This window comes from Vibrio sp. AIC-3 (assembly GCF_013114515.1).
Taxonomy (GTDB): domain Bacteria; phylum Pseudomonadota; class Gammaproteobacteria; order Enterobacterales; family Vibrionaceae; genus Vibrio; species Vibrio crassostreae_C.
In genome coordinates this window covers 96,979-121,973 of the sequence record NZ_VTXG01000002.1, presented here as the reverse complement: position 1 = coordinate 121,973, position 24,995 = coordinate 96,979, and the positions used below count along the sequence as shown (strand labels likewise).

Below are 24,995 nucleotides of genomic sequence, written 5' to 3'. Positions count from 1 at the left end.
CTTTTGTTGTTTTTATGTTGGGTAAAACATGGTATTACTTGCATAGTTATTATTTAGCAGGAGCAATCATCCCCATGGAACTTACATTAGATAACGTATTCAACTTCAGTGCTGGCCCAGCTGCACTGCCTAAACCGGTAATGAAACAAGCGCAAGCGGACTTTATTGATTGGAATGGTTTAGGGACTTCCGTGATGGAAATCAGCCATCGCAGCAAGGAATTTATTCAAGTTGCTGACGAGTCCGAACAGGACCTACGTGATCTTCTGAACATCCCAGACAACTACAAAGTTCTTTTCTGTCAGGGGGGCGCTCGTGCTCAATTCGCTGCTGTTCCTCTAAACCTTTTAGGTGATGCGACGAAAGCGACTTACATTGATGCGGGTTACTGGGCAGAAAGTGCAGTGACTGAAGCGAGCAAATATTGCGAAATCGATGTATTCAACGCGAAGACGTCAATTGATGGTAAAGCAGCGGTTGTTCCAGCTAAAGATTGGAAAATTGACCCGGAAGCTGCGTATGTACATTTCTGTCCGAATGAAACCATCGATGGTATTGAAATCAGCGAGCTTCCTCAAACGGATAAGCCAATCGTAGCGGATATGTCATCTAACATTCTGTCTCGTAAGATTGATGTGTCTCAGTACGGTGTTATCTACGCGGGCGCGCAAAAGAATATCGGCCCTGCGGGTATCTGCATTGCAATCGTACGTGATGATCTACTCGAACTCGCAAACGACGTGTTGCCGAGTATTCTGAACTACAAAGTACTTGCTGAAAAAGACTCAATGTTCAACACACCACCAACGTACGCTTGGTACCTATCAGGCCTTGTGTTCAAGTGGCTGAAAGCTCAAGGTGGCGTTGAAGCGATGGAGTTGGTGAACAAAGAGAAAGCAGCGCTGCTTTACGATGCAATCGATAGCTCAGCTTTCTACAAAAACGATGTTCACACTGCAAACCGTTCTAGAATGAACGTGCCGTTCCAACTGGCGAAACCTGAGTTAGATGGCAAGTTCCTAGAATTGGCTGATGCTGCAGGTCTGAAATCACTGAAAGGGCATAGAGCATTAGGTGGAATGAGAGCTTCACTTTACAACGCAATGTCTCTGGAAGGCGTTCAAGCGCTGGTTAGCTTCATGAAAGATTTCGAAGAGAAATACGCTTAATCGATGATAGGGCTTTGACTGATAAATTGCTTATTTGATTTTTATTGTGTCGAATGCACCGAACGAGATAGATGCCGCTTTTGCGGCATTTTTTTTGTCGTTAATAATAAAGGGTATGGTATGTTGATTTATTGTAAGAACAGTCATCCAGAGATATGACGGATGTATCAGAATGAGCAGACCTTTCTCTTAAAGCGAGAGTATCAACTGTTATTTACGCACTTTTTACTATATAACGTGCCGCCCAAAGCTAGGTCTCTAATCATGAGCAGTGAGCGATAAGCCGCATCGCCCGGTTTATTGATGGGCGATTAAAATCCAACGTCTAATTTTTACCACAAGGAACCAAGTGTGAGGTTATTGAGTCTATTTGCGATGCTATTTCCGGCCGTTGCTTGTTCGTCCACACTTGAAATATGGGCTGGTATTAATTATGAAACGGCCGATTATGCAAAAGAACATATCGAAGCGATGACTGATCATCGTGTAGAAATTCGTTCGTTTGACGTCAATAGTATTCGTTCTGAACTGCTTGTTGCTGATCCTAGAGACAATACCTTTCCCGATGCCATCTGGGTTCCTTCTGACTTCTTAGGTCTAACTGAATATATCGATTTAGCGACGCTTCCTGATGCTTGGGTCGATACCCAACGCTATGAGAAAAAAGCGCTCGATGCAGTGGTCATCAACGGTGAGCTTAAGGCGTTACCGGTTGGTATTGGAAACCAAGTCGTTCTGTATTCGAGCAAGCCTCAAGCGCAAGTCGTGACATGGGAGAGCCTAATTGAACGCTCTGCTCAGTCCGATCAAGTGAGCGTGCTTTTTCCCAACCCAAACATGTACTTCTATCTAGCTTTCTATCAGCTTTTTTCTGAAGACTTATTATCGTCGAAGAATGTTAATGGTGAAGGGTTAGTTGCTATCTTTGATTTCATCGACATGTTGCAGCAGAAAAAAGTCATCGAATCATCGTGCAGCGATATTTGCGCGAGGCAGAGGTTCATCAATGGGGAAGTCGAGTTTTTGATTGACGGTGATTGGGCGTTCAGCGAACTCGATGCCGCCTTTGGTCGAGATTTGTACATCAATTCGTTGCCGACCTATCGTGGTGAAAGTATGTCTTCATTTAGTGGCGCAAAGGTTTTTGCTGTCACGGAAAAAGGCATGCAAAACCCAGATAAGAAATTGGCTTTGAAAGAAGTCGTTCAATACCTGCAATCAAACAGTTTCACCTATTTAGCTCACTCGAGTGCCATGGTTTCGCCGTTTTATGAGGTTAATCAACGCCGTGTTGAGGAAGGTAACCAGACACTTTCAAATATGTACGATGAGTTTCAAGCATCGCAAATGATGTCGAGTGACTACAAGATGGCGATCGTTTGGGAGGCATCGGCTCGGGCGTATCAGCGTTACAAGTCAGGGATGCCAAAGAGTGAACTGCATAAGTTTTACAATGATTTTGTTCAATATTACTCGGCGAATATGAGGGTAAGAGATTGAAGCTATCATTAAAATACACCATGGGCTTGGTGTTGCTGGCTTGCTCAATGCTTCCTGTTTACCTAGCGGGACAGTTGATTCTCAATAAACAAAACCAAAGTTCTTTAGAGCAAAAAGAAACCAAGCTGGACAACTCTACGACCGGTATTCGTCAAACCGTACAAGAGCAAATTAAGCTGACGGCGAGCCTAACTCAATGGTATTCGCATGACCGATCATTGATTAAAGCGGGTGGTAATATCTTTTTCTCGAGTGTTGTTTGGGACAAGATGGATAGCTTCAATGCGCTAGCGGAGAGTGTGTCCGCGACTTATATTCTGGACCAAAACTGGAAGCCCATTTATGACAGCAAAGGCAGCTTGTACCATTTTGAGCAGAGCCAGTTATTAGAAAGCTTGAAGCGTCCTCAATCGGTTTATGGGCAAGGGAAATTGTTCCACACCGAGTTTACCGAAACTGAAGTGGCGGATAATGCCGCTGCAGGTATCGCTTTTGTCGCGCCGATTTTACCTTATCGTTTGATAGAAGGTTCTACATACACGCCGCAGGGTTATCTTGTGGTTCTTATGGGGTATGACAGACTTAAGACTAAAGTGACGCCTTTCCTTTATCAAAATGAGTCGGTTGAGTTTAACTATATTGATTCAACGGATGCTCAATCTTCTGAACAAAGTGCGAACATTATCTCTATCGACAGCACATTCTTTACCGACAAATTGGTACTGAACGTCAAACATCATATTTCCGACAGTGAGCGTTTATTAGAGATGCAACAAGCTCAGGTGGTCTTTGTCAGAATATTGGTGGCGACGCTTGCCATCGCGATTGTGTTTGCTCTGTTCCTAAGCCGCTGGTTCTCAGGGCAGTTAAACCTGTTGGCTGAATCTGTTACGTCGTATTCGCATAACCAGTCACCGACTCATAGTGTGGATGAACATCGTTTTACAGAGTTCGTCACGCTGAGTCGTTTATTGGAAACCTTGTGGGGTCGCATACAATACCAAGTCCGTGAGCTTACAGAAAGTAACGATAAACTCGAAAGGTTTAATGTTCTGCTAGAGGACTTAGTTGAAGAGAAAACCAGCAAGTTAACGTATTCGCTCGCGCGTGAAGAATCCCAGAAGCATCGTCTTTTGAAGATCGTTCAGTTTGCATCATCAAGACACGCGGCTGAATATCGGTTGATTCCTCAAATGGTCGATCAAGAGTTAAAGACATTACTTGTTCAACATTCGATTCAGTTTCATTTTAACCGGACTGGCGAGGCTGACCTGATACTCTGTGACTCACAGGGGACGGCGATCGGGTATTTTTGTTCAAGTTCATTTGATGTCCTCAGTGAAGAAGATCTTCTGATTTTTGACATGTACCAAAAACAGTTAGCTGGTTGGCTAGAGCTCGAAAATATTACACGGATTAACATGCCGACTGGCTGTTTGAATCGTAAAGCTTTTAATGAAGATCTCGAATTCAGTAAACGCAGCATTAACGACAATCAAAATCAGATTTCTTTGATCATTATTGATATCAATGGCTTGAAAACGACCAATGATGTTCATGGGCATGAGATCGGGGATGAGCTGATACAGCGCTGCGTAGACGTAATCAGCCACGAATTGACACCTGCCAGTAATCTATACCGTTTGGGTGGAGATGAATTTGCGGTGCTTACCTTAACGTCTGGTGAGTCGAGTTCGCTCAATGTCGCAAAGATGACTGGGCAGTTGTACATTGCTCAGGAGCAACAGGCAATCGAGACTAAAGCGGGTATCTCTATTCCTGTCAGATTCTCGATTGGTGCAGCCTCTAGTGATTCAACAGACGTTGAGCAATTGTTCTCAGTCGCTGATGAGAATATGTATCAGCAAAAGCGTCTTTATTACCAAACGTTGTCTGTGGTTGGGAAGTAATAATGCCAATCACGCTGACAAATAGCGATCACGATTTTCGACGTCCATTAGAGCGGAACTGCTGCGGTGTGACGTTATAATATGTTTAAACGCTTATGGGAAATGCGCTTAGTCGGGCCAACCGTTGCTTAAACACAGACGATAAAAATGAAAAAGCCCACCAATGGAAGTTGATGGGCTTTGTGTTTGTATTTAGCTTACGTAACCCAGCTAGAGCCAGAAACTCTTCAGAGGCATCTCAGAGTCAAAGTGATGAGCAATTTGCGCTTGGAGTAGCTCAGCGGTCGCAATAGCGTCAGTTAATGCATGATGCGGCGTGTAGTCGGGCAGATGGTATCGACGACGACTCTGACCCAGTCTCACTGAAGCTGGCTTCTTACCTTTCAGCTTGTTCCACAAGCCGCCAGCCAGTTTATTTTGGATCTGAGATTCAATCTCCAGCGTGTCGAGGACTGGGAACTCAATGCCTTCACCGAGTCGCACTTTCAATGCATTGTCCAAAAAGTCACGTTCGATACGACGATAGTGAACCACAGGGATATGTCCCGCCATTGATTCTAAGATCTCGCCCAACACTTCACTAAGGTCTGGCGCATCAATGATGTCATTGTGAGTGATGCCATGAATCACGACAGACTCTTCTTCAAGTTTCTGTTTTGGTCTTAGAGTCCAGTGTTTGGCTTGTCGCAAGTAGATGCGATTGAGCGTAAATGGCACTAAACCAATGGTAATGATGCCGTCTTTGTTTGGGTTTAACCCCGTTGTCTCAAAGTCGACAGCCAAAAACATCACTTCTGAAAGTGGCGTATCAGGCGCAGGAAGAGGCTGGCTATAAAAGTGCTTTAAGCGCTCGTCTCTCGCTCGTTCAAGCTTCTGAGCAAACTTAAATGGCCAATCGACCGCAGGTGATCTGAATAGTTTGTTCATAGGCCCTACTTAAACTTGTTGCTGGCTTGATAACGGAACTTAAGGAAGTTTTGCGCATTACTTAATATTTGGAATGCATCCTTTAGGTTACGTCGTTCGAAGTCAGACAGGTTCTCTGGCTCGATGTTGTTATCAGGCTCGATGTTGTTGTCGACATCGTGTGCTTGGTGGCGAATACGAACCAGAGAGATAAACTCCATCGCATCTTTCAGATCTTGAGCTCGGCCTTTTGGCAGAATACCGGCGTCAATAATGTCATCTAAGCGTTCGAACGAGTTCTTAGAGCGAGACGCTACCGCGAGCGAGTGAACACGAATCAAATCGGCGAGTGGCGCAGTACCACGACGCTTAAGGTTGATAGAGTTGTTGTGACGGCCATCTTTCTCCATCACGAAATCTTTGAAGAAGCCGAGCGGAGGTGTACGGTTGAGTGCGTTACGTGCAAGACACGCCAAGAAGCGATTGTTCTTACGTGCGCGTCGAACAATAAAGCTGTTCAATTGCTCGGCCCATTTCAGACGACCATAAACGCCATCTAAGTCGAAGAAGATTGAAGCATTTAACAGTGCTTTCGGGTTTGGATCATCAATCCAATCGGCAAAGCACTCTTCCCATTGTCGACGAGTCATACGCCACGTTGGGTTAGTCGCCATGATATCGCCAGTACAATACACATAGCCACACTGATCTAAGCCATCACAAATAAAGGTCGACAGCTCCTCAAAGTATTTACCGTGCTTTTTCTCGTCGTAGGTATCATCAAGAATGATTGCGTTATCTTGGTCGGTAACCAGCAGCTGCTCATCACGCCCCATAGAGCCCAGTGCGAGGAAACAGTAAGGAATAGGCGACTTGCCCAATTTCTCTTCGCCCAGTTCGATAATTCGCTGCTTAAAGCTACGACCAATTACCGACATTGCAGTACCCACCATGTGGGCGTTGGCATCTTCGTTAACTAAGCGCACAAAGCTGTCTTTTACTTGCTCGGAAAGTACCTTCAGATCTTCGATACTTTGTTGCTGGAAGATACTACTTACCAATAACAGCGAGTTTTGAGACTCATAACGAACAATATCGGTCGCTTCGATAATACCAATCGGCTTCTTATCTTTAAGCACTGGTAAATGATGCACGTTATAGCGAAGCATGGTCATCATAGCTTCGTATACGTAAGCATTGTGATCGAGAGAGATAACCTCAGGTGTCATTACGCTAGAGACTTCATCCGATGGGTCAAGCCCTTCAGCTAAAACGCGAGTACATAAATCTCGGTCGGTGATGATGCCAATCACGGGTGTTGAGTCATCTTCATCATCTTCAACGATTTCTGGATCAATGATCAGCAGGGAAGAGACATTGTCTTCGGCCATCATAGTCGCGGCTTGTTGTATCGTACGAGTCTTCTCGATCATCGGCGCTTCGCTAGTCAGTAGCGTTTTTACCTTGGATGTCGTGAGATCGTTGGCATCGTTATTACTTGAGTTTGCTTGGCGAAGACGGGCGTTGTCTTCTACTTCTACGAAATCTGCAAAGGAGTCGTAGTTGTCGTAGAGCTCTTGGAAAATTGGCTCAGGAATGCAGTAGAGAAGAGTATCTTCGGTCGCTTTTACTGGGAAACGAACCTTGTTGTTGGTCAGTAGACCCATTTGCCCGAACAAGTGGCCTTCATCAAGGCGGTTATAGAGTTCGCCTTTACGACGGTAGACTTCGACTTCGCCACTTCGAACGATGTATAAGTCATGAATTTGATCACCAAAGTGAATGATAGGGGTATCTTGGCGGTAATAAGAAATTTCCACGCTACTGGTCACTTTCGCCAACATCTCCTCAGGGAGTTCTGTAAAAGGGGGGTATTGTGCCAGAAAGTTTTGAATCTCTAATAACTCAGCATCCATAATGATCATCCATTGGTTTGTATGATTTCATGGTACAACATTTGATAATATTTTGCCGTCACAAATCAATCTGTGAGCTAAAACCTTTTTAAAGTCTTATGGATAGACTAACCTTTCAATTAATGGAGTGACAGTTTAAGGATGATAGGAATGTCGAAGTGGAAGCTTAGTTTTGTATCTGCGGTTTTTATGTTTTCTCCAAGTTTGTGGGCGGACACTAACGCGGTGGATATTTTAGATTACGACCATATTTATGCCACGGCGCATTCGGGCAGTTTAAATGAAGATGCAGGAAGTAATAATAACGCCTCGTCGTATGGATTAGGCGTCAGTTACGCGATGACGGATGATTGGTTGTTGCTGGGAGACTACAGCGCACGCTTTATTCACCCTGATGACACCACAACTCGAATTGATACGCTGATGCCAGGTGTTGGTTACCGTTACAGCATTAAGAAAGATTTAGATATAGTGGCTTACTACCTGCTTGGTATCACAAAAGGTAAGGTTGAAGATAATGACACCAACCGAACTGAATCTTCAGACACTGAGTTCATCCAAGGGGTAAAAGCTGAGCTTAACTATGGCTTTGCGAAACGTTGGATAGCTAACGGGAGTGTGCAAGTGAATCGAAGTGACCTGTTTGATGAAGAGGTCTATCACTTAGGTTTACGTTATCTAGTGACCAATAAGTTTGCGATTGGTGGGTCATATCAACATCGAGATGGTGAAGGTAAAATTCGTAGCGAGCGTACTCACGAGCTAGGAGTGGAGTTTTTCCTAGAGTATTAGCCAGTAACGAAAAGGCTAAGTGCACTAATAGCTCTTATATACAAAGAGACAGACACAAAAAAGCCAGCTTAATTGCTGGCTTTTACACATCTATTGGTCTGCAAATACAGGTTTCGCTTTTCGATTAAAGAACCGCAGCGATACCTTTACATAGAGGACCCATGTTTGACTTAGTCATACCAGCAACACTGATACGGCCAGAACCAACAATGTAGATTGCGAATTCGTCTTTTAGGCGAGTTACTTGCTCTTTGCTTAGACCTGAGAACGAGAACATGCCGTTTTGACGTTCGATGAATGTGAAGTCTGCATCAACACCTTCTGATTTCAGTGCCGTTACGAATAGTTCTCGCATCTCTTGGATACGGTCGCGCATTTCTGCTACTTCTGCTTCCCATTCAGCACGTAGATCAGCATCACCAAGGATGTGAGTAACGACAGCACTGCCGTGCGCTGGTGGGTTAGAGTAGATAGAGCGGATAATGCTCTTAACTTGAGAGAATGCTGTTGTTGCTACGTCTGCAGATTCTGCAACCAGAGTGAATGCACCAACACGCTCGTTGTACAAGCCGAAGTTCTTAGAGAACGAGCTAGCAACAAGGATCTCTTTGTTGTATTGAGCAAAAATACGTAGGCCAGCAGCATCTTCTTCAACGCCTTTTGCAAAACCTTGGTAAGCAAAATCGAATAGAGGAAGCAGTTTCTTCTCAGCAACCAGTTTAGCCAGAACTTCCCATTCTTCAGCCGTTGGGTCGATACCTGTTGGGTTGTGACAGCAGCCGTGAAGAAGAACGATATCGCCTTCAGAAGCTTTCTCTAGGTCAGCAACCATGCCAGCGAAGTCTTTGTCTTTAGTTTCAGCGTTGTAGTAGCTGTATTGAGCAGTTTCGATACCTGCAGCAGCGAAAACGCCATTGTGGTTAGCCCAAGTTGGGTTACTGATCCAGATTTTTACGTCGCCTAGTTGGCGCTTGATGAACTCACCTGCTACGCGAAGTGCACCTGTACCACCCGGAGCTTGCGCTGTTTTAGCGCGTTGAGATGCAACGATCTCTGCGTCTGAACCAAAAAGAAGTTTCTGAACCGCTAGACCGTATTCCGCCGTACCTTCAATCGTTAGGTAAGATTTGGTTTTTTCGTTTTCAAGAAGTGCAGCTTCTGCTTTCTTTACTGTTTTAAGTACAGGCGTTTGACCATCTTCATTTTTGTAGATGCCAACACCAAGGTTGATTTTCTCTGCACGAGAGTCTTTTTTAAACTCTTCAGTAAGGCCGAGGATAGGATCGGCGGGAGCAGCTAACACTTTTTCAAACATAATCTTCATCCATGTCAATTGAGAGGGGATAGTATCTATGGGTAGTTATACCTGTATGGAATTTTTAAGACAATACGAAGTGAACAGAAAGGCTAAAAAAAATCCATTTCAATCAGATTTATTGACTAAAGAGGGTATTTGATAACAAAACACCCTACGGATTAACCTATAGGGTGCAAGAAGTTAGTGGTTTTTGAATAGATTACGCTGGTTGAGCAATAAAGCTTTCGCGCTCGAGTTCACTTGCGATATTTTTGCCATCTTTGTAGGTCGCGGCAATTGAAACAAACGCTTGTTCGACGACCAGAAAAGCTTGGACAACTTGCGGATCAAAATGCGTCCCATTGCCCTCTAAGATGATCTGTTTAGCTTGTTCATGAGTAAAGGCTGGCTTGTAGACTCGCTTCGAGATGAGCGCATCATAAACATCAGCTAATGCCATTAAACGGCCAGATAACGGGATATCTTCACCAGACAACTGATTAGGGTAACCGCTGCCATTCCATTTCTCGTGGTGAGTCAGAGATATCTCCTTTGCAACTCTTAAGAAAGAGCTACTTCCCAGCTGCTTTTCTGCAATAGATAACGCTTCAGCCCCAATCGCGGGGTGACCTTTCATTATCTCAAACTCTTCGTCCGTCAATTTACCCGGTTTCAATAACACGCTATCAGGCACACCGACTTTGCCTACGTCGTGCAAAGGCGCAGATTTGTAGAGCAACTCGATGTAGTTTGGTGTTAACAAGCTTGAGTGGGTTTCTGATTTGCTGAGCTCTTGTGCGAGTACCTTGACGTACTCTTGAGTTCTTAGGATATGTGCGCCCGTTTCATTGTCTCGAGATTCAGCCAATGCCGATAAGCTCACAATGGCAACGTCACGTGTGGTTTTGACTTCGTTTTGCGCGGTTTCGAGGCTATCAAGCATGGTATTGGTCATAGATGCCATTGATCCAAGCTCGTTGTAGCCGAAAATAGGTAAGCGAACGCCTTGCTCGCCATTGGTGACTTTGTTTAATGCGTGCTCTTGGCTTAGGAGAATACGCTTAATTAGCTTACTCCAAAGCGTCATGATGGTTATCGCGTAGCCACCCAGTACCACAGCCAAATAAATAAACTCTTTGATCACGCTGATCTTGCCGGTGCCATCCAATAAGCGGTCAGGGTTGTGTTCTAACCAGAAGATGTCTTTAACGGCAATCATCGTCAACATAGTCGTCAGTGTTACCAGAAGCACGATAACCAAGCCTATCATCTGCTTGACCAGTGAACTTCTTTCACCAACCAGTTGGAAGTCGAATTGTCCAGTCGTCTCCATTTTATCCATTTGGCTGAGCTTGGCATTCAATTGAAGAATGGTTCCGGTAAAGAAGCCGAATAGACTCATGCCAAACAGCACCTTCAAATTACTATCTATGGTGAATTCATAGCTTAAGTTGTAGTAGAGCGCGAAAGGCACACTTGCAGCAAAAAATAGCAGGGTATCGAGTTGCGTGAATCGGCCTTGCTTGACCAAGGTATGTTGCGCCAATGGGTAACGACGTGCGAGCCATAATAAGATAAACACAATACTGACTTGTGTGAAAATCTCTAACGTCGTTAAGCTATCGAGCATAGGGCACACCCGACTGCCATAGGTGCCAAACAGCACGCCAGCAATGACGTATAACTTAGTCGTTAGCGATTGATTGTAATTTGAAGTATCCATCGGTAAGCCTTTGTTCTCATTCTTATTAGATTTACGCATTCATTGATTCACGACTTTAGAATTGCGAATGATTAGCATAACTGACGTGAATAAGACCGGAAATTCTATCGATAGCTTTCGTGGATTGATACAAGAAACTGGTTTGTGTTAGAGATTTGTTAGCTAGGTGGGGGTTATTGCAGCATTTTTATGAAGATACTTGAATAGCCCCGGTCGAGGGTCGAGGCTATTCAGTCTGTGTATTGGGTTAGGATCGCGCGTGATTGAGTTCGCTATCTACTTTAACCCGTTACTTTTTGAGATTGATTTCAGCTTCGATTGAGCCGGTTTCAATCTCAGGGTGAGACGCTAGTTTGTCTGCAGCCCATTGGTTGATGTGTTTCAGAATAGCAGACACCGCGTGTTTTTCCGTTGGTGCTTGGTCTTGTTCGACATCGATCTTTTGCTTTGGATGTGAGCCTGTCGCATCTTCAGCAATATGGAGCCAATCTGGGTGCCAGTAATATGGCTGACCGCTCGGTGTTGTCCAACTGTGAACACCGTTTGACTCTCCTTTATAACTTAATTGGTCTGCTTCTATTTTTTTCATTGTTATCTCGCATGTTTTTGGGTTACATCAAATTATTGAGGTAGAAAGCCAACTTAGCTCCTACCTTGGGTACAAACTTAGCAAAGCTTACAAAGTTATCTGTGAACCAATTCACACTATTGTGGAAATTAGGTGCGATCATATGGATAGCAGCAATAGTTGTTGGCGTAAGTGATAAAATCACCGGCTCACAGAATTTCTCTAGGTAGTACAATTAGATGGCGCGTTATGAAGAGCTTGCAAAGGATATTCGAACTCAGATAGCCAACAATACGTGGCGATCCGGAGAGAAGATCCCTTCGGTACGCATGAGTTGTCGAAATTACAACGTCAGCAATAGTACTGTCTTACAAGCCTACCAGTTGCTAGAAAGCGAAGGGTGGATCATCGCTAAACCTCAGTCGGGCTACTTTGTAGCGCCAAGGCTGGACGGCGTTGACTACGCACAGCCACTCGTTAGTGAAAAGAAAGCCATTAATGACCGCTTATTTGATTTCTTGAAGTCGAGTTCAGCCGAAGGTGTGATTCCTTTCGGCTCTGCATTCCCAGATCCCGACCTTTTCCCGTTACCTACCTTGACTCGAAACCTTGCCAGCGCGGGTAGGAAGATGACTGGCGCGAGTGTGATAAATAATTTACCACCGGGCAGTGAGTCCTTGAGAAGGCAAATCGCACAGCGTTATCTGCAGCAAGGGATCACGGTTAATCATCAAGACATCGTGATTACGTCGGGTGCTATGGAAGCGCTCAACTTGAGCCTGCAAACGGTCACCAAGTCGGGTGATAACGTCGTGATTGAGTCTCCCGCCTTCTATGGTGCTCTGCAGGCTGTCGAGAGGCTCGGGCTTAACCCTATCGAAGTGGACGTTTGCCCAATCAATGGGTTGAATATAGAGCAGTTTGAAAACGCGCTACAAAACCAAGATGTTAAAGCGTGTTGGCTGATGACGACTTTTCAAAACCCAACGGGAACCAGTTTGTCGGAACAGGCAAAGCGCCGTGTGGTAGAGATTGCAGAACAGCATGGAACCTACATTATTGAAGATGACGTGTATGGCGATCTTTATTACGAAGGGAATAAGCCGAAGCCACTAAAGGCCTTCGATAAGACCGATTCCGTCTTGCTTTGTGGGTCGTATTCAAAAAGTTTGTGTCCTGGTTATCGAGTAGGGTGGGTTGTGAACACGCGTTTTAACGACGCGATTCAAAAGTTACAGCTTCTTTCTACGTTATCGAGTAGCGCTCCTGTTCAACTTGGTGTCGCTCATTTCTTAACGCATGAAAGCTACGACAATCACCTTCGTAAACTGCGTAAAAACCTTGTCGTCAGGAAAGAGCGATTTATCGATGTCATTAAGCAGTACTTTCCGCATTCAATAGAGATTGAAGAGCCGGCTGGTGGCTACTTGATATGGATTCGCTTTTCTGAAAAATTCGACAGCCAACAGTTTCATCAACTGGCTATCGAGCAAGGCATTAGCGTTGCATCTGGCGATCTGTTTAGTGAGCATGGCAGAGTGGATAACGCGATACGATTGAACTTCTCTTATGAACTGACAGAAGAGAAAGAACAGGCGCTCATCTGGCTTGGCAAACTGGCACATCAACTTACGCACTCGTAAAACCTTAAGTCCCTCATAAAAAAGACAATCATTCCAACTGTACGGGTTGTTTGTGGGGTAACTGTACGCCTAATTGACCAAAGAGTTGTGATTCAATAACGGTAGACCAAATATTGGAGATACCGTTATGTTGAAAATGACTATGGGAAATGAAGTTAAGCTGATTATTGTCGCTATTGTGTGTGCGCTTCTGCTTATTCTCGGCCACGTACTGCTGGCAAAAGCATTCGCTGATATGGCGTGGGCGGAATACACCACTGCCGCGATCCCATTCGTTATGATGGCAATTTGCGGTCTTGCAATAAAATACGCTATCGACCAAGATGTGGATTAGCTTTTGAAATAATGAGTCTCAGATAGTGGCACGCAGAAGCATCTGGACTCGTTTTATTCCGAACATAAAAAAACCTCCGCAAGTGCGGAGGTTTTTGTTTGTTCTTAACTTTTAATATCGAATAGGTTTCGAATTAGAAGTTTGCAGAGCGTGGTGTACGTGGGAATGGAATCACGTCACGAACGTTACCCATACCTGTTACGTAAGATACTAGACGCTCGAAACCAAGACCGAAACCAGCGTGTGGCACTGTACCGTATTTACGTAGGTCGCGGTACCAGCTCATGTGCTCAGGGTCGATACCCATAGCAATCATACGCTCGTCTAGAATGTCTAGACGCTCTTCACGTTGTGCACCACCGATGATTTCACCGATGCCTGGTGCAAGTACGTCCATTGCTGCAACTGTTTTGCCGTCGTCGTTTAAGCGCATGTAGAAAGCTTTGATGTCTTTCGGGTAGTTCTTAACGATAACAGGTGCTTTGAAGTGCTCTTCAGCTAGGTAACGCTCATGCTCAGAAGACATGTCGATGCCCCACTCAACGTCAAACTCAAATTTCTTACCAGAGTCTAGTAGGATTTGGATTGCGTCAGTGTAGTCAACTTGTGCGAAGTCAGCGTCAACGAATTGCTCTAGACGAGTAATTGCTTGCTTGTCGATGCGAGAAGCGAAGAATTCAAGGTCGTCGCGGCGCTCTTCAAGAACAGCAGCGAAAACGTACTTAAGCATGTCTTCAGCCAGTTTCGCTACATCGTTAAGGTCTGCAAACGCAACTTCAGGCTCAACCATCCAGAACTCAGCTAGGTGGCGGCTTGTGTTTGAGTTTTCAGCACGGAACGTAGGACCGAACGTGTAAACCTTGCTTAGTGCACAAGCATAAGCTTCAGCATTAAGTTGGCCAGATACTGTTAGGAACGTCTCTTTACCGAAAAAATCTTCGTTGAAGTCTACGTCGCCTTTTTCAGTGCGTGGTAGGTTTTCCATGTCTAGCGTAGAAACACGGAACATTTCACCAGCGCCTTCTGCATCAGATGCAGTAATAAGCGGAGCAGAAGTCCAGAAGAAACCTTGCTCGTGGTAGAAACGGTGAATCGCTTGAGATAGACAGTTACGTACACGTGCTACTGCGCCAATCACGTTTGTACGTGGACGTAGGTGAGCAACTTCACGAAGGTACTCGATAGAGTGACGCGTCTTAGCCATTGGGTAAGTGTCAGCGTCTTCAACCCAGCCTACAACTTTAACGTCAGTTGCTGCTAGTTCGAAGTCTTGACCTTTCGCAGGAGACTCAACAATCTTACCCGTTACTTCAACAGAGCAGCCAGTTGTTAGCTTTAATACTTCGTTTTCGTAATTATTAAGATTATTAGGAACCACGGCCTGAATCGGGTCGAAACAAGAGCCGTCATAAATGGCAAGGAAAGAGATTCCAGCTTTGGAATCACGACGTGAACGGATCCAGCCGCGAACAGTTACTTCACTGTCTACCGCTAGCTTGCCGCCAAGTACGTCTGTTACAGGCGCGTAAGTCATGTTGATTTCATTCTCCATTGAGGGACAAATTCAACTCAAAGTCTCTGGCATTGCTGCAAATAAATATACATTTGCACAATAATTAGCCGAAACATTAAGTTGTATAAACTTTTTAAATCGATTGAACATATTACCTGTCATACCGACAGCTTCAACCTTTATTCTTGCTTGGTGAAAGAAATATTGTGTCTACTGACGATAAATAGGCTTGAGGGTGTGTTTTTTGTTCGATCTTAGCGTCAGCCTTACCTTTCACCCTATGTGAGCTGCTGAACGAGCATGGCGTAATCGAAACCTTTGTTTTCAATAATGGGAGTGTGATTGTGTTGAGACTCACTCTACATTGGCGCGGATTCAGTCATTTTGGACTTGATCACCTTCTTAATTTCCCACTAAAGCAACAAGAGGAGTTTAATATCTACGTGTTAATTACGCCGCCTTAACCCCTGCATTCTCTCTACACCCGCACTTTTCGAGCGCTCGCTCATTCAAGAAAAACAGTCGATCAAATTATGTCTCAACAAGGCAGGACTGGCTGTACAAGTAAAAGAGAATTACATGCTTAATTATTTAAAAAAACACTGGTTATCAAACGTTAAAGGAGATTCATTATCTGGGATTGTGGTTGCACTCGCATTGATCCCTGAAGCCATCGCATTTTCAATTATTGCAGGCGTTGACCCTAAAGTAGGGCTCTATGCCTCGTTCTGTATTTGTGTCGTCACTTCTTTGGTTGGCAGTCGTCCGGGAATGATTTCCGGTGCAACAGGCGCTATGGCGCTACTAATGGTCACTTTAGTGAGAGAGCACGGACTAGAATATCTACTCGCCGCTTCATTTCTAGCTGGCGTCATTCAGATCGCAGCTGGTTATCTCAAGCTTGGTAACCTGATGAATTTCGTTTCCAAATCGGTGATTACTGGATTTGTTAACGCGCTCGCCATTCTAATTTTCATGGCCCAACTTCCTGAATTAATCAACGTCCCTTCAAGCGTTTACGTGTTAGTCGCTTTGGGTTTGGCGATCATTTATCTGCTTCCTTATTTCCCCAAGTTTGGTCGCGCAATACCTTCTCCACTGGTCGCGATTGTTACCCTGACAATCATTAGTTTGCTCTTCGGCTTAGATGTGAGAACGATTGGCGATATGGGCAAGCTTCCCGATTCACTGCCTGTGTTCTTGATTCCTAATATTCCATTCACGTTTGAGACGCTTGCAACCATCCTGTCATATTCGATTGCTCTGTCTCTGGTTGGCTTGTTGGAATCCTTGATGACAGCGACCATAGTCGATGACCTGACTGATACTGAAAGCAATAAAAACAATGAGTGTAAAGGGCAGGGCGTTGCGAACATCGTGGCTTCCCTTTTTGGTGGAATGGCGGGCTGCGCAATGATCGGTCAGTCGATCATTAACATCAAATCAGGTGGCTTAACCCGATTGTCCAGCATGATCGCTGGGGTGGTTTTGTTGCTAATGGTGGTGTTTGTTTCTGATTGGTTGAAGCTGATACCGATGGCCGCTTTAGTGTCTGTGATGATCATGGTTTCTATCGGCACATTCTCATGGCGTTCCATTGTTGAGCTTAAAGATCACACACTGCCAACCAATGTAACCATGCTAGCAACCGTGGCGGTGGTGGTGTTTACTCATAATTTAGCAATAGGTGTTGCGGTTGGCGTGGTGCTGTCGGCTCTGTTTTATGCACATGCCAGCAAATCCATGGTGTTTATATCCGATGAAGTCGTGACAAACGAAATGCACACCATTCACCGAGTAAACGGCCATGTCTTCTTTGCTTCGTCAGATGCGTTTGTCGACTTATTTGATTATGACAACGCGACCTCTTTAGTGACCATCGATATATCGGATGCGTCATTCTTAGATAATACCTCGGTCGAGGCGCTTGATAAGGTTGTGTTCAAGTTCCGTAAAAAAGGGGCTTACGTTGAAGTGTCAGGAATGAATAGCGTGATTGCGAACCTGATAGTCAAACACGCGATGTATCACAAGCATAAAGACTTAACCGCGGTTTCCATTACGCACTAATTTTGGTTTAAGGTACTTTTAAAGCCTGAAAGCCTGAACTAGACATTGTTATGAAGTTAAAGCGCTCATTGTTGAGCGCTTTTTTGTTGGCGATCTATGACTTCTTCTTTGTACTCGACAAAGTAAACTGATTAATCAGCGATTCAAGATGATCAGATAGCTCTTCTAAGTCATTGCTGATGTTGCGAGTTTCAGCCGCGGATTGCGACGTGTTGTTGGCGTGAGAGGTGATGGTTTCAACCTTTTGTTGAACATCTTGAGTCGCTTGTGTGGTGGATTGCGTTTGCTGCTGAATATTCTGTGCGTGAGCCAGCACCTGTTTCATCTCTTCGACCACACCATTCATTTCAATTGAAAGTGCGTCGATATCGGTTGAGCTTTGATGGGCTTGTTCGCAAACGCGATCGGCAGAAGTCAGCGACTCTTCGCTGCCTTGCTGGAACTGATGAATGATTGACTCAATACTGCCTGTTGCTTCAGCGGTTCGTGATGCAAGATGGCGAACTTCATCAGCCACCACCGCAAACCCACGACCTTGTTCTCCCGCACGAGCTGCTTCAATTGCTGCATTCAAGGCCAGAAGATTGGTTTGGTCAGCAATGCCACGAATCACACTCAATATTGAAGAGACCTCTCCGGTTTGCTCATTGAGTGTCAGTATTTTGTGTTTCACTTCTTCTATGCTGCTAACGAGGTTTTTTATCTCACTGCTTGCTTCGTGTGCTTGGTTGGCACTCTTACACGCCACATCAGCGGTGTGATTGATAAGCTCTGAAGCTGTTAAAGTCGCTTGTTCTACATTGACTTGCTGTGCCTGTATTCCTTCGACATTGTGTTGCACTTCTGCGGTTTCGCTTTGCTGGTCGCTGGCGGCTTGCTCGGTAATTTGCGCGACACTAGTCAGTTGGTTGGCAGACGCATTTAACTTGTGCGAGGTGCTTTGTACCTTTTCTAAGCTGTCAGATACGGTTCCCATGAACGAGTTGATGGAGTTAGCCAGCGTGCCAATCTCATCCTTGCTTTGTTCCGGCAGGCGAGTGGATAGGTTTTTATCGTTGCTGACTTGGGTCATAAAGCGAGAAGTCTGTTGCAGCGGGCGCACGATAATCTTACGAATTAATCCCATCGTAAGGACAAATCCGGCAAACGAGATCACTGCCATAATGCCAATAGCAGCCATGGTTTGAGTGTTAATCAGCGAGTTAACATGGTTGAGGTTATATTCGAGACGAATCGCACCCAACACTTCACCTTCTGGTGCCATATGACAGGCGACACAATTGGTTCCTCGGTAATCTTCACTCGACTTCATTGGCAGAGCAATAACCAAGCCTTTGCCCCAATCAGCAGAAAAAGGTTCGATAACGGTTTCGCCCGCTAGCGCTCGTTTATCAATATCGTCAACCGGTGTTTGGTTGTCATTACCTGGGCCATATAACTTGCTGACAGCGTCGGCGCGTAAAACACGAACGTCTTCAATGCCTTCTTGAGCCAGTGCTTTCTGACGAAGGGTCTCTTTTTGTGCCATGGTGCCGGTGAGCATCATCATATTGAGGCTATCGAAGTAGTTACTTGCTTTGTCGTGAAGCTGCTCACTTAACACTGAGTTTACAAGTTGCTTTTGTTGCGAATATTGGAAATAGGTCGATATTGCCAGCAAAAAGGTGAACACGATGGCGAGGGCCACTAGGATTTTAAAGGTGATTGTTGAGCGCATAAGGTGTTTGTTTTTATTAATTATAATGACGCAAATACTGTACTAGTAAGAATTCCTACCACCTATGGGGTATAACGAATTGTGTGACCACACTCCGGTTGTGGTTATGTTTCTGTGATGTAGCGAGTTTGTGTCGTGTCTGATGTTGAAATGGAACGCGCTTCAAGCTCCTCGCTGTTCTTAAAACAGACTGTTGTTTTGGGAAAATTGAAGTGCAGCATCGAGTTTTGATTGTGCTGATAATTAGAAAAGCCTAGGTTGTTAATTAGCTCGATGTATTTGTCCGCTTGTCTTTTATCAATAAAGACTATTGTTTTAGACGACTTAGTGGTCAATTTATATCCAAATGGTTGTTTTGTTCAATTTAATAGCAAAAATTGTGGTTATAGCGTTGTGTTTCGAGGCTCATTCGATAAGATGAAAAGACCTCTATGATAGAGGTAGGGCAGCAACGGATACGCTGCTTCAAATACTATGGAATGTGACTTATTGGACACATACATGAAATTCAAGATTACATCACCGATTATTGAACCTACGGAAGGTTCACCACATCAGTTAATGCTTACTCACGCTTCTCGTTTTACCTCTTTTAAGACAAGCTCCCCTTTGAACGCCCTGTTCGACAACGTCTCTGCACGCTTCTTTACCGCTTATCGCTCCTATTGTTATTCGTTTTATAACTTTATTTCTATCTGAACTCCTTTGTCATCCGCTCGATGAACGAAGAATCACATCTATAAAAACTAAACAAATAAGTTAAAAACAATGAATATTAAAATGATGGGTAGCTCCCTAATTATCGCTGGTACCGCTCTCGGTGCTGGTATGCTTGCGATCCCAATGGTATTAGCTCAATTCGGATTGCTTTACGGCACACTGCTTATGGTACTGATCTGCTTCGGTACGACTTACGCAGCATTACTACTTCTAGAAGCGACCATCAAAGCGGGTGGCGGTCTAGGATTAAACTCTATTGCCCGAAAAACCTTGGGTAAACAAGGTCAGTTGCTTACCAACGGCTTGCTATACGCGTTGTTGATTTGCCTATTAATGGCTTACATTCTGGGCGCAGGTGACTTGCTGAGTAAGTTACTGTCTAACTTTGGCGTCGAAATTACCGCGACTACCAGCCAAACCGTGTTTACCTTGCTTGCTGGCGCAGTAGTCGCAAGTGGTACTGGTGTGATTGATAAGCTCAATCGAGCATTGTTCTTCGTGATGCTTGCTAGTTTGTTTGCAACCATGGCCTTCTTAGCGCCGAGCATGACTCAAGAAAACTTGATGCAGGTAACCAGCCATGACCACGTTGACCTAATCAAAACCAGTGCCATCCTGTTTACGAGCTTTGGCTTTATGGTGGTGATTCCAACCTTGGTTTCTTACAACCACGAAGCGACAGACAAACAGCTGCGTAACATGGTGATCATCGGTTCTCTGATCCCATTAGTGTGTTACTTGTGTTGGTTGTTTGCGGTAGTGGGCAACTTGAGTGAAGAGCAATTCAGAAGCTTTGAGAACGTATCAGATTTGATGGCGGCGTTTGAGGCTCAGTCTCCTTGGGTGGGTAACGCTCTGTCTACCTTCACGGGCTTGGCGTTGTTGACCTCTTTCTTTGGTGTGGCGATGGCGTTGTTCAACCAGAACAAAGACATGTTCAACCAAAATACAGCGGTAACGTACTGCATTAGCTTTATCTTGCCGTTGGCTGGTTCATTGCTTGCGGCAGACAAGTTCCTACAAGTACTGAATTACGCAGGTATCATCTTGGTGTTCCTAGCGGTGTTTGTTCCTCTGGTTATGGTCCACAAACAGCGTTTCATGAAAGTTGCTGATGACCGATACCGAGCAGAAGGTGGCAGCGCAATGATGTTGTTCTCACTGCTGTTTGGTTGCTTCCTGCTTATCTCACAAGTGATCTAGTTCTTTGGTCCATTATCTAAGATGCGAATCGAGCATCTTAGATATAAGTGGCCGGAATTCAGATACAAAAAAGGAACGCATCGGCGTTCCTTTTTATTATCTGCTGATCATAAACAGATTGATTCAAAGGCTATCAACAAACAACCTTAACAGCCAAACCACCTTGAGAAGTCTCACGGTATTTAGCGTTCATGTCTTTACCTGTTTCTAGCATTGTTTCGATAACTTTATCTAGAGAAACAGTAGGAGCAGAAGAACGACGAAGTGCCATACGAGTCGAGTTGATTGCTTTAACTGCAGCAATACCGTTACGCTCGATACATGGTACTTGTACTTGGCCAGCAACTGGGTCACATGTTAGACCTAGGTTGTGCTCCATGCCGATTTCTGCAGCCATACATACTTGCTCAGGGCTACCACCCATAAGCTCAGCAAGACCAGCAGCAGCCATAGAGCATGCCACACCAACTTCACCCTGACAGCCAACTTCAGCACCAGAGATTGAAGCGTTACGCTTGTAAAGACCACCGATCGCGCCAGAAGCTGCGAAGTAACGGATGTAATCTTTCTCTGTCACTGTTTGGATGAACTTATCGTAGTAAGCCAATACAGCAGGGATGATGCCACATGCGCCGTTTGTTGGTGCCGTTACTACACGGCCGCCAGCTGCATTTTCTTCGTTTACTGCGAAAGCAAACATGTTTACCCAGTCAACAACCGACATTGGATCATTGGTTGTTTTTTCTGAAGTCATTAGCTGTTGGCGAAGTGCTGCTGCACGGCGAGGAACACGTAGTGGACCAGGCAGGATACCTTCAGTATTCATACCGCGATCCATACACTCACGCATAGTTTTCCAGATGTTAGCGAAGTAAGTGCGAGACTCTTCGTCTGAGTGGAACGCTGCTTGGTTTTTCATAACCAGTGTACTGATAGAAAGACCGCTTTCTTTGCACTGATTAACCAGCTCTTCAGCTGTTGTGAATTCGTAAGGTGCTTTGATTGGGTTTTCTTCTTCTTTGCCGAAGTTCTCTTCGTCAACGATGAAACCGCCACCAATTGAGTAGTACGTTTTTGAGTATGCAACTTCGTCACCAACCCATGCATGAATGCTCATGCCGTTCTCGTGTAGAGAAAGGTTGCTAGTGTGGAAGTTCATACCGCCATCGCGTGGGAACGATACTGTATGACAGTGCATGCCAACAGGAAGGCGCTCAGTTTCTTCTACGCGAGCAATGAAGCCAGCAATAGAATCGATATCAACACGCTCAGGAGTATTGCCAGCAAGACCCATGATGATTGCGATATCTGTGTGGTGACCTTTCCCTGTCAGTGATAGTGATCCATATACGTCCACGGTGATTTTAGTGATGTCGCGCAATTTTCCCATTGAACGTAGGTCATCAATAAATTCTTTACCCGCTTTCATTGGTCCAACTGTGTGTGAGCTCGATGGACCAACACCGATTTTATAGATATCAAATACACTAATCATAGCGATTACCTCAAAAAGAGAGCCTCCCAAGGGGAGTAGGGAGGCTCATTTATTATCATTATATTTTTTGTCTAATCTCGCGATATAAGATGGATGCCATCTTATAAAAAGGGCTTGAGATTAAAGAGCGCCGTAGATTACAGAACTAATAGCCGCTAGACCACATAAAGCTGTAAAGATTTGCACAGGTGCTGAAGTTTTGTACTTAGCCATAGCTGGTACTTTCTGCATCGCGAACACAGGCATTAGGAACAGGATAGCTGCAATCATTGGAGCACCCATTGTTTCAATCATACCTAGGATACTTGGGTTAACTACCGCAACAATCCAAGTTGTAACAACGATGAACGCTAGAGATGCTTTTTCAATCTTAGAGATTGAAGAACCAGAGCGAGACTTGATTAGACCAACAAGACCTTCGTGAGCACCTAGGAAGTGACCGAAGTAGCTAGAAGTAATCGCTGCGAACGCTACTAGAGGACCCATGTAAGAGATAAGTGGAGACTCATGTACGTTTGCTAGGTAAGAAAGAACAGAGATGTTCTGTGCTTGTGCTGTTGCTAGTTGCTCTGGAGATAGAGAAAGAACTACAGAGAATACGAAGAACATTACAAAACCCATCAGCATCATTGCTGCGCCGCCAGTGATCGCGTCAGTTTTCTTAACTGCGTTTTCACCGTATACACGACGTTGCTCTTTAGAGAACTGTGAAATGATTGGGCTGTGGTTGAAAGAGAACACGATGATTGGAATTGCAAGCCAGATAACAGAAGGCATTGTTGACCATTCAGGTGTTACTTCCATCATTGAAGTGTTCCAATCCGGAACTAGGTAGAAAGACAGTGCTAGTAGGATGAATACTAGTGGGTAAACCATTGCTGAAGTCGCTTTCAGCATCAGATCTTTACCGAATACAACACCTGTAGTCATAGCAAGGATAAGTGCACCAGAAAGAAGAGGACGAGGAATAGATTCCATACCCATTTGGTTTACTAGGAAAGAATCAACAGTGTTTGTGATACCAACACCGTAAATCAGAACGATTGGGTAGATAGCGAAAAAGTAAGCGAAAGTAATAAGGTTTGCGCCAGTCTTACCGAAGTGTTCTTCTACTGTATCTGTAATGTCAGCTTCAGGGTTTTTTGCAGACAGTACGAAACGAGCTAGAGATTTGTGTGCGAACCAAGTCATTGGTGCCGCAATTAGAGCTAGGATAACTAATGGCCAAAAACCACCCGCACCAGCTTTGATTGGAAGGAATAGTACGCCAGCACCAACTGCTGTACCGAATAGTGATAAACACCAGGTAAAATCTTTATAGTTAAACTTGCTTGAATCTTTAACGGCATTTGCCGAAGAAGTTGTTGTGTTCATGTTAAATTACTCATTTTTTGGGAACAGGAAATAAGTCGGGGCTAATTCTGCAGAATTTTCTTCTGCAAAAAATAGATCTAAATCATGTAATGAAACGGCGTGTCACATGATATGCGAAAAACGGATTTTTGATCACGAAAATAGCGTGCCACAGGTGATTTATGTTTATGCTTGGTATTAGTTTTATTTATGCGAAAGGCGGGGTTGTATAGATTTATACCAGGGAAACGTTTGCGTAAAATTGCATTAATAAATCTGTTCCATAGAAAGTCTGGATTTTGTTAACAGAGATTAAACAAAACGTAGTTGCTATGTAATTCGTTGCACTACATGTTGCTGCAATGATTGGATGATTTGCGCCGTAACGCCCCAAATTAGGTGCTCTTGGAAGGGCATCGCAAAAACACGATGCTTGATTTGTTTAAAGTTAACAGTGTGGCTGTGTAACTTGGCTTGGTCTAAAACATAGGTAGCGGGCACCTCAAAAATTGAGGCAACTTCGTTCTCATCAATGATGGCTTTATAGTCAGGATCGACCATGGCAACAATCGGCGTCACAGAAAATTTACTAATAGTACTCAATGCGGGTAATTGCCCAACAATTTTAACTTGATCCGATCGAATTCCCACCTCCTCATGGAGCTCTCTGAGTGCAGTGAATTGCATAGAAGGGTCAGAAAGTTCGTGTTTACCACCAGGAAAGCTGACTTGGCCGGGGTGATGCTTTAAATGAGCCGCTCTTTTAGTAAAAATGACATGTAAACCATCTTCTCTTTCAACTAAACCTACCACCACTGCCGCTTTACGTAATTGCTCGCCACTGATGTGCGAAACACGCTCTACTGACTCTGGGTGATAGCCAACGGTAGGGTTAAGTTGGAATTGCTGAAGGAAGTTTTCTTTATTCATATCAAGCCAATATATTGATTATTATGATTTTAAGTATAGACATAACCGTGGGCTGATTACCAATTTTGAGTGTGTCTTCATTTACTTACTTTTAGTTTAGCGATTAACTAGGCGTAATTAAGGGCCACGTAGTGACTGACATCCTTAAAATGCTTGTTTTTGCTATATTCAATATGTACACATCTGCGAGTAAGCGTTACCCATGTCATAAAATTGGGTTACGAAGCGTAGATTTT

Annotated in this window: 19 protein-coding genes; 9 read left to right on the top strand and 10 right to left on the bottom strand. The window is 44.4% G+C overall.

All coding sequences use genetic code 11. The annotated features are described in order from the left end of the window. The first annotated feature begins 74 nt into the window (after positions 1-74). From serC to F0229_RS02145, 3 genes are all read left to right on the top strand, one after another. On the top strand, positions 75-1,169 hold the full coding sequence (serC, locus tag F0229_RS02155) for a 3-phosphoserine/phosphohydroxythreonine transaminase (RefSeq protein WP_171732139.1): 1,095 nt from the start codon (positions 75-77) through the stop codon (positions 1,167-1,169). A gap of 375 nt (positions 1,170-1,544) precedes the next feature. Beyond that, positions 1,545-2,669 (top strand): extracellular solute-binding protein, encoded by a 1,125-nt coding sequence (locus F0229_RS02150; RefSeq protein ID WP_171732216.1) that lies wholly within the window; start codon positions 1,545-1,547, stop codon positions 2,667-2,669. Positions 2,670-2,689: 20 nt separating this feature from the next. Then, on the top strand, positions 2,690-4,579 hold the full coding sequence (locus tag F0229_RS02145; RefSeq protein WP_171732215.1) for a GGDEF domain-containing protein: 1,890 nt from the start codon (positions 2,690-2,692) through the stop codon (positions 4,577-4,579). Positions 4,580-4,789: 210 nt separating this feature from the next. Here F0229_RS02145 and F0229_RS02140 read toward each other — a convergent pair whose 3' ends face one another. Both F0229_RS02140 and F0229_RS02135 read right to left on the bottom strand, forming a co-directional pair. Further along, a complete protein-coding gene (locus F0229_RS02140) occupies positions 4,790-5,506 on the bottom strand; it encodes a 3'-5' exonuclease (protein ID WP_017060409.1) in 717 nt (238 codons plus the stop codon). Positions 5,507-5,511: 5 nt separating this feature from the next. Further along, positions 5,512-7,401: a DUF294 nucleotidyltransferase-like domain-containing protein gene (locus F0229_RS02135; protein WP_017066062.1), complete on the bottom strand. Its 1,890-nt coding sequence runs from the start codon at positions 7,399-7,401 to the stop codon at positions 5,512-5,514. Positions 7,402-7,551: 150 nt separating this feature from the next. Here F0229_RS02135 and F0229_RS02130 point away from each other — a divergent pair, with 150 nt between their 5' ends. Next, on the top strand, positions 7,552-8,193 hold the full coding sequence (locus tag F0229_RS02130) for an outer membrane beta-barrel protein (RefSeq protein WP_017068768.1): 642 nt from the start codon (positions 7,552-7,554) through the stop codon (positions 8,191-8,193). Between the two features lie 124 nt (positions 8,194-8,317). On the opposite strand, the gene F0229_RS02125 is transcribed toward F0229_RS02130, so the two are convergent. The 3 genes from F0229_RS02125 to F0229_RS02115 form a co-directional block, all read right to left on the bottom strand. Next, entirely contained in the window at positions 8,318-9,508 is a 1,191-nt protein-coding gene (locus F0229_RS02125; RefSeq protein ID WP_171732138.1) for an amino acid aminotransferase, read from the bottom strand. Between the two features lie 202 nt (positions 9,509-9,710). Then, on the bottom strand, positions 9,711-11,252 hold the full coding sequence (locus F0229_RS02120; RefSeq protein ID WP_171732137.1) for an HD-GYP domain-containing protein: 1,542 nt from the start codon (positions 11,250-11,252) through the stop codon (positions 9,711-9,713). Positions 11,253-11,502: 250 nt separating this feature from the next. Then, entirely contained in the window at positions 11,503-11,802 is a 300-nt protein-coding gene (locus F0229_RS02115; protein WP_017060414.1) for a hypothetical protein, read from the bottom strand. 218 nt (positions 11,803-12,020) lie between these two features. Here F0229_RS02115 and F0229_RS02110 point away from each other — a divergent pair, with 218 nt between their 5' ends. Both F0229_RS02110 and F0229_RS02105 read left to right on the top strand, forming a co-directional pair. Beyond that, a complete protein-coding gene (locus F0229_RS02110) occupies positions 12,021-13,424 on the top strand; it encodes a PLP-dependent aminotransferase family protein (protein WP_136979623.1) in 1,404 nt (467 codons plus the stop codon). A 127-nt stretch (positions 13,425-13,551) separates the two neighbouring features. Continuing rightward, complete coding sequence (locus tag F0229_RS02105; protein WP_004734707.1) at positions 13,552-13,758, top strand: hypothetical protein; 207 nt, start codon at positions 13,552-13,554, stop codon at positions 13,756-13,758. Positions 13,759-13,891: 133 nt separating this feature from the next. On the opposite strand, the gene asnS is transcribed toward F0229_RS02105, so the two are convergent. Further along, positions 13,892-15,292 (bottom strand): asparagine--tRNA ligase, encoded by a 1,401-nt coding sequence (gene asnS, locus F0229_RS02100; protein WP_017060416.1) that lies wholly within the window; start codon positions 15,290-15,292, stop codon positions 13,892-13,894. A 558-nt stretch (positions 15,293-15,850) separates the two neighbouring features. On the opposite strand from asnS, the gene F0229_RS02095 reads away from it, so the two are divergent. Beyond that, positions 15,851-17,341 (top strand): SulP family inorganic anion transporter, encoded by a 1,491-nt coding sequence (locus tag F0229_RS02095; protein WP_171732136.1) that lies wholly within the window; start codon positions 15,851-15,853, stop codon positions 17,339-17,341. Between the two features lie 94 nt (positions 17,342-17,435). Here F0229_RS02095 and F0229_RS02090 read toward each other — a convergent pair whose 3' ends face one another. After that, positions 17,436-19,058 carry a methyl-accepting chemotaxis protein gene (locus tag F0229_RS02090; protein WP_017065420.1) on the bottom strand — a complete coding sequence of 541 codons (1,623 nt, stop codon included), beginning with the start codon at positions 19,056-19,058 and terminating at the stop codon, positions 17,436-17,438. A 501-nt stretch (positions 19,059-19,559) separates the two neighbouring features. Between F0229_RS02090 and F0229_RS02085 the strand changes: the two genes are divergently transcribed. Together F0229_RS02085 and F0229_RS02080 are read left to right on the top strand one after the other, a co-directional pair. After that, positions 19,560-19,757, top strand: coding sequence for a hypothetical protein (locus F0229_RS02085; RefSeq protein WP_048611631.1), 198 nt, complete (start codon positions 19,560-19,562; stop codon positions 19,755-19,757). Positions 19,758-19,838: 81 nt separating this feature from the next. Continuing rightward, positions 19,839-20,981, top strand: a complete 1,143-nt coding sequence (locus F0229_RS02080) for an amino acid permease (protein WP_171732214.1) — start codon at positions 19,839-19,841, stop codon at positions 20,979-20,981. Positions 20,982-21,114: 133 nt separating this feature from the next. Here F0229_RS02080 and F0229_RS02075 read toward each other — a convergent pair whose 3' ends face one another. From F0229_RS02075 to F0229_RS02065, 3 genes are all read right to left on the bottom strand, one after another. After that, positions 21,115-22,476: an L-serine ammonia-lyase gene (locus tag F0229_RS02075; RefSeq protein ID WP_017060420.1), complete on the bottom strand. Its 1,362-nt coding sequence runs from the start codon at positions 22,474-22,476 to the stop codon at positions 21,115-21,117. A gap of 120 nt (positions 22,477-22,596) precedes the next feature. Beyond that, the gene (locus F0229_RS02070) at positions 22,597-23,850 is read right to left on the bottom strand and encodes an aromatic amino acid transport family protein (RefSeq protein WP_017065422.1); all 1,254 of its coding nucleotides are present in this window, start codon (positions 23,848-23,850) and stop codon (positions 22,597-22,599) included. A 309-nt stretch (positions 23,851-24,159) separates the two neighbouring features. Beyond that, complete coding sequence (locus tag F0229_RS02065) at positions 24,160-24,759, bottom strand: CoA pyrophosphatase (RefSeq protein ID WP_017065423.1); 600 nt, start codon at positions 24,757-24,759, stop codon at positions 24,160-24,162. Between the last annotated feature and the right edge of the window lie 236 nt (positions 24,760-24,995).